The sequence below is a fragment of the Frankia sp. CeTa3Moorea genome, assembly GCF_978021225.1.
This window is the reverse complement of sequence record NZ_CDXDOR010000246.1, coordinates 1-4,730: the sequence shown is the minus strand read 5'-3', so window position 1 is coordinate 4,730 and position 4,730 is coordinate 1. Positions and strand designations below refer to the sequence as shown.

The 4,730-nt window shown below is 68.4% G+C and carries 4 protein-coding genes and 1 pseudogene; 2 read left to right on the top strand and 3 right to left on the bottom strand.

The window, feature by feature from the left end; genetic code table 11:
• Positions 1-58: 58 nt before the first annotated feature.
• The 3 genes from AC08OV_RS23630 to AC08OV_RS23620 all read right to left on the bottom strand — a co-directional run bounded on the left by AC08OV_RS23630 (position 59) and on the right by AC08OV_RS23620 (position 2,528).
• Positions 59-208: a hypothetical protein gene (locus AC08OV_RS23630; protein WP_476615862.1), complete on the bottom strand. Its 150-nt coding sequence runs from the start codon at positions 206-208 to the stop codon at positions 59-61.
• Between the two features lie 25 nt (positions 209-233).
• The gene (locus AC08OV_RS23625; protein ID WP_476615861.1) at positions 234-890 is read right to left on the bottom strand and encodes an HhH-GPD-type base excision DNA repair protein; all 657 of its coding nucleotides are present in this window, start codon (positions 888-890) and stop codon (positions 234-236) included.
• A 66-nt stretch (positions 891-956) separates the two neighbouring features.
• A complete protein-coding gene (locus AC08OV_RS23620; protein ID WP_476615860.1) occupies positions 957-2,528 on the bottom strand; it encodes a recombinase family protein in 1,572 nt (523 codons plus the stop codon).
• 306 nt (positions 2,529-2,834) lie between these two features.
• On the opposite strand from AC08OV_RS23620, the pseudogene AC08OV_RS23615 reads away from it, so the two are divergent.
• Both AC08OV_RS23615 and AC08OV_RS23610 read left to right on the top strand, forming a co-directional pair.
• Positions 2,835-3,134: pseudogene (locus AC08OV_RS23615) on the top strand (hypothetical protein); the annotation flags it as partial.
• A 250-nt stretch (positions 3,135-3,384) separates the two neighbouring features.
• Positions 3,385-4,572 (top strand): IS66 family transposase, encoded by a 1,188-nt coding sequence (locus AC08OV_RS23610; protein WP_476620341.1) that lies wholly within the window; start codon positions 3,385-3,387, stop codon positions 4,570-4,572.
• The last annotated feature ends 158 nt before the right edge of the window (positions 4,573-4,730 follow it).

The window sequence follows — 4,730 nt, the reverse complement described above, 5'->3', positions numbered from 1 at the left end:
CCCGGGCCGGATCGGGATGCGTCACTCCGGACATGTGCACTGCGGGTATGCCGTGGGCTCAGGCATACGCGAGAGCGCCGGAATCCTTATTGTTACTCAGGACCAGAGCCAGATGGAACGCCACGTCCAACCCGAGGGATGCCTGGTGTAGTGCATGCAGATTCGTTCCGGTGTGCGAGGCGAACACCGCCACGCCAAAATCAGCCACGCGCAGCACCCAATTCACCGCAGGATCAGTTCGCCGACGGTTTCGCAGCGGCCTTCATCGCCTTCTTGAAGTCCCGGACCTTGATCCTCGACTCGGGGCTGGTGACGTCCGCGATCGAGCGGTAGCTGCCGTCCTCGCCAAAGGGCGCACAGGCCTCCTTCCAGCCCGGCGGGGTCACACCGAGCTGCTTACCGAGCAGCGCCACGAAGATCTTCGCCTTCTGCTGGCCGAAGCCGGGCAACGCAGCGACCCGCTTGAGCAGCTCGCGGCCGTCGACCGCACTGGTCCAGATGGCCGCCGCATCCCCGTCGTAGGAGTCCAGGATCAGCCGGCACAGGGCCTGCACCCGCTTGGCCATCGACCCGGGAAACCGATGCAGCGCCGGCTGCCAGGAGAACACCGCCCCCAACTCGTCCGGCTCGAACTCGGCCAGCTCGGTCACGTCGAGCGGCCGACCCAGCCGCTGCGCGAGCTCGTACGGCGCGGCGAACGCCCGCTCAAGCGGGATCTGCTGGTCCCCACCGATCTCGGAAAGATGGAGTCGGCGCGAGAGTTCCAGCGGCGCGGCGAACGCACGTTCGAGTGGAATTTGTTGATCTAGGACCATGCCCACCAGGAGCGCCAGGGGGTCCGCGTCGAGGAAGGCGTCCGCCTCTGGGTCGCCGGACAGGTAAAGGCCCATGCCAGCCAGGGTACCGACGACGTGAGCCCCGCCGGACTGGTGCGTCCGGCGGGGCAGGTGGGCGCATCAGGCGCGCCAGGCCACTTCCACCCGTCTAGGGTCGAAACGGTTTTTGGGACTGTCTTCGGCTGGCGACCGGAGCACAACGGCCTCGATGACGGTGCCGATGATTTCCCGCCGCTGCTCCACTTCGAGCGACGGCCAGGCGGTGGCCACGTTGGTCAGGCTGGGCCCGGCGTGGGCTCGCAGCCACTCTGTCTGCTCTCCCTTCAGAGTTAGGATGATCTGTTCCTGGTCGCGGACGCGGGGGAAGACGTAGGCGCCTGCCAGCTCGTCGCGGTCGTAGGCACCCATCAGTTCGGCGATCTTAGCTTCGGCTTTGGCCAGCTCCGCCGCTTTTGGCCAAGGTCCGGCCTCTGCCTCGACGTCCCGGTCTGCCAGGTACGCGAGCACCAGGTCCGTGACCAGCTCATCCGGATGGTGGCCGGTGACGCTGACCTTGCCGCAGCCGCCCGCCGTGACGGCCTTGCAGGCGTAGTGGTGCTTGTTCCACCGCCGGTCGAAGCCGCCCATCAGGTGGCGGCCGCAGTACCCGCAGCAGATAATCCCGGACAGCAGGTACTTCCGGCCGCCGGTGTGGACGTGTTTGCTCGTGCGGCTGGGATCGCGGAGCTTGGCTACCAGCCGCTTCCAGGTGTCCACGTCCAGGATGGGATCTTGCTGGCCCATGACGGGCTTGCCCTCCGCGTCGCGGGCGTAGCGCTCCTCCATCGGAATGGACGGCGGGCCGTAGACCCGCCAGCCGACCATCCGCGGTGACAGGTAGATGTTGCGCAGGACCGCCTTCTGCCAGACCTTGCCAGTGGCGCTCCGGATACCCAGGTGGTTCCAGCGGCGGCAGATGGTGTGCAGGCCGACATCTTCGAGAAGGTCATCAGCTCCCGCGACCAACAGCGCGGCCTCGAACTCATCCTTGGTCCGCTTGTCCGGCAACCAGCCGAAGGCCCGGTTGCCGCCGGCGGGTACCCCAGCTTCGGCCATGGCTTCGTGCTTGCGCCGGACCCGCTTGGAGGTGTCCAGCGACTGCCGCGCCTTGATCGTGACGACGATCCGGGCCACGTCCCGGCCGTTGTCGGTGAGCAGGTCGAGGCTGCCGGAGATGTCGATGATCGGGCGGCCGTACTGCATCACCACCTCGATGGCGTCTTCCAGGTTGCGCTGGTCACGGGTGAGGCGGTCGACGTCGGCCACCACGATGCCGTCCAGACGTTCCCCGGTGTAGATTTGGCCGCGTCTCAGGTCGGAGAGCGCCGCCTCATACACCGGCCGAACCACCCGGTAGATGTAGGAGCCGTCCGGTTGGCGGATGCGCTTCTTCTTCCAGGCAGAGCGGTTCTGCTCGTTGTAGACCGCTTCGAGCATCACCCCGCCACGGCTTTCGACGTAGGTGCGACAGTCCGCCAACTGGGTTTCACGGTTGTTAATGTCAAGGCCTGACAGTATTCGTCGTTTCACCTCGCTGATGTTTTCTAGGTCCTGAGGCCGCAGCTCGAAAGAGAGACGGACCAGGGCCGCGAAGTTCATACCCGCCAGATCACCGATGTGTGCACGTCGCACAAGGTGCTTGGATTCGTCCACAAGATCATTTATTAATCATTGAGGGAATTCCGACAAGCTGTTTCGCGGCCCGAACCCACCGCCAAGGTGTTGGCCCCCACACGCGAAGTCCGCCGGATTACGGTGGAAATCTTGCGCCACCTATCCAGCGTCAAGGCTGGCGCCCGCTGGAGTAAACCTTCAGCCGGTTCGCGCGGCGTGACGATCATGGGGCTTGTTGTGGCTGTCGGTGACGGTCTGCCGGGGTTGACGGGTGGCCAGGCGGATTGGGTGAGTGATGGCCCTGTCGCTGCATGGCGTGGGGTTGCGACCCGTTAGATCCGTGGTGTGCCCACACCGGACGGCCCTTCCCACGACAGGCCAGCGCCCGCGGCGTCGGCGGCCGTGCCGTGGCTGGTCTGGGTGCTGGTCGCCCGGCTGGCGGAGGAGAACACGGCGTTGCGGGCCGAGAACGAGCGGCGGATCGCGGACACCGAGCGGCTGGTCGTGGTGAACGAGAAGCTCGCCGCGGTCAACGAGGACCTCGCGGCCCGGCTCGACCGGCTGGAGCACCTGATGTCGCGGAACAGCGGCAACTCCTCGTTCCCGTCGTCGAAGGACGACCAGCCCGGGAGGCCTGCGCCGGCCCCGAGGAAGACCCGTACCGGCGGTGGGCAGCAGCGTCGGCGTGGGGGGCAGCCCGGCGCGCACCTGGCCCGGGTCGAGGACCCCGACGAGCAGGTCGACCGGTTCCCGGAGGGCCGGTGTGGGTGCGGGAACGACCTGGCCACGGCCCTGGGACGGGGCACGGCCCGGGACCTCGGCGTCGTGGACTCCTACCAGCAGGTCGAGATCCCGCTGGTCACGGCCCGGGTGACCCAGCACCGACCGGCACGCGCTGGCATGCGCCCGCGGGAAGGTCCACCAGGCCACCCGCCCGGACGGCGCGCACCGCGGGCCGATCGGCTACGGGCCGAACCCGCGGGCCTGGTGCGTCTATCTGATGGTCGTGCACCACCTGCCGGTCGGACGGTGCGTGGACCTGCTGACCTCGCTGACCGGCGCGGCGCCGTCGACCGGGTTCGTGCACGGCCTGCTGAACACGGTCGCGGCCGCGCTCACGGCGGCGCACCAGCGGATCCGGGCGCTGATCACCCTGTGCGCGGTCGTCGTGATGGACGAGACCCCGATCAGGGTCGGCCCGCGGCTGCCACGGCCCGGCCGCAAGGACGCCAAGCGCCACCTGCTGGTCGCCTGCACCGAGCTGTACACCCACTTCCTGCTCGGCGACCGCGACCTGGCGACGTTCCAGACCTCGGTGCTCGGCGAACTCGCCGCCGCCGGCGCGACCGTCGTCCACGACCGCTACCACCTCTACGACCACGACTTCTTCAACCCCGCCGTCGGCGACCCGCTCACCGACGGGACCGGCGACGACGGCGCGCACGACCCCGACGACGTGGAGTTCCTCGGCCTGGTCCACCAGTTCTGCGCCCAGCACCTGATCAGGGACCTGACCGCCGCCGCCGAGACCTACCCCGACCAGTACTGGCCTGGGCAGATCGCCGACGCGCTGCGCGGCCTGATCCACCACACGAACCTCACCCGCCACGCCGCCGACCTCGCCGCCGACCTCGCCGCGCGCCACGACCCGGCGCACTGCCGCTACTGCACACCCCCGGCACGACCGGCGCCGGCCAGCGTCGAGGACCTGCTTGCCCTGTTCCGCGACGGCGTGAAGGTCGGGATGTCCGCCACGACCTCGCACGGCACCCACCCCGGCAAGCGCCCCGCCCGCCTGCTCGTGGAGTTCCTCAGCACCCGGCAGGCCGACGTGCTGCGGTTCCTCACCGACCCGGCCATCCCGGCGACCTCGAACGACACCGAACGCGAACTACGCCCCGCGAAGCTGCAGCAGAACATCTCCGGGCGGCTGACCAGCAACACAGTCACCCAGGACCGCTACACCATCCTCGGCTACCTGCGCACCGCCGCCAAACACGGCCACGACGTCATGACGACCTTGCGCGAGGTCGTCACCAGCCGGGCCTGGATCCCCGACTGGCCGCCCGCCGCCCCGGCCTGAAACACAACCCCCACCCGACAACACCCACCGACCGGAGGCACACCCGCCCCGACCGGCATCACGTCATGCCATCAAACGGCACCCACGCCGCCCGGGCTGAATGTTTGCCAATTAACCTCGCGTCCGCGTTTCAACTCGCCGGCTACCGGCACGTCATC

Bases quoted from the DNA above. Each gene is read 5' to 3' on its own strand.
- AC08OV_RS23625 (WP_476615861.1), bottom strand. From the start codon at position 890: ATGGGCCTTTACCTGTCCGGCGACCCAGAGGCGGACGCCTTCCTCGAC.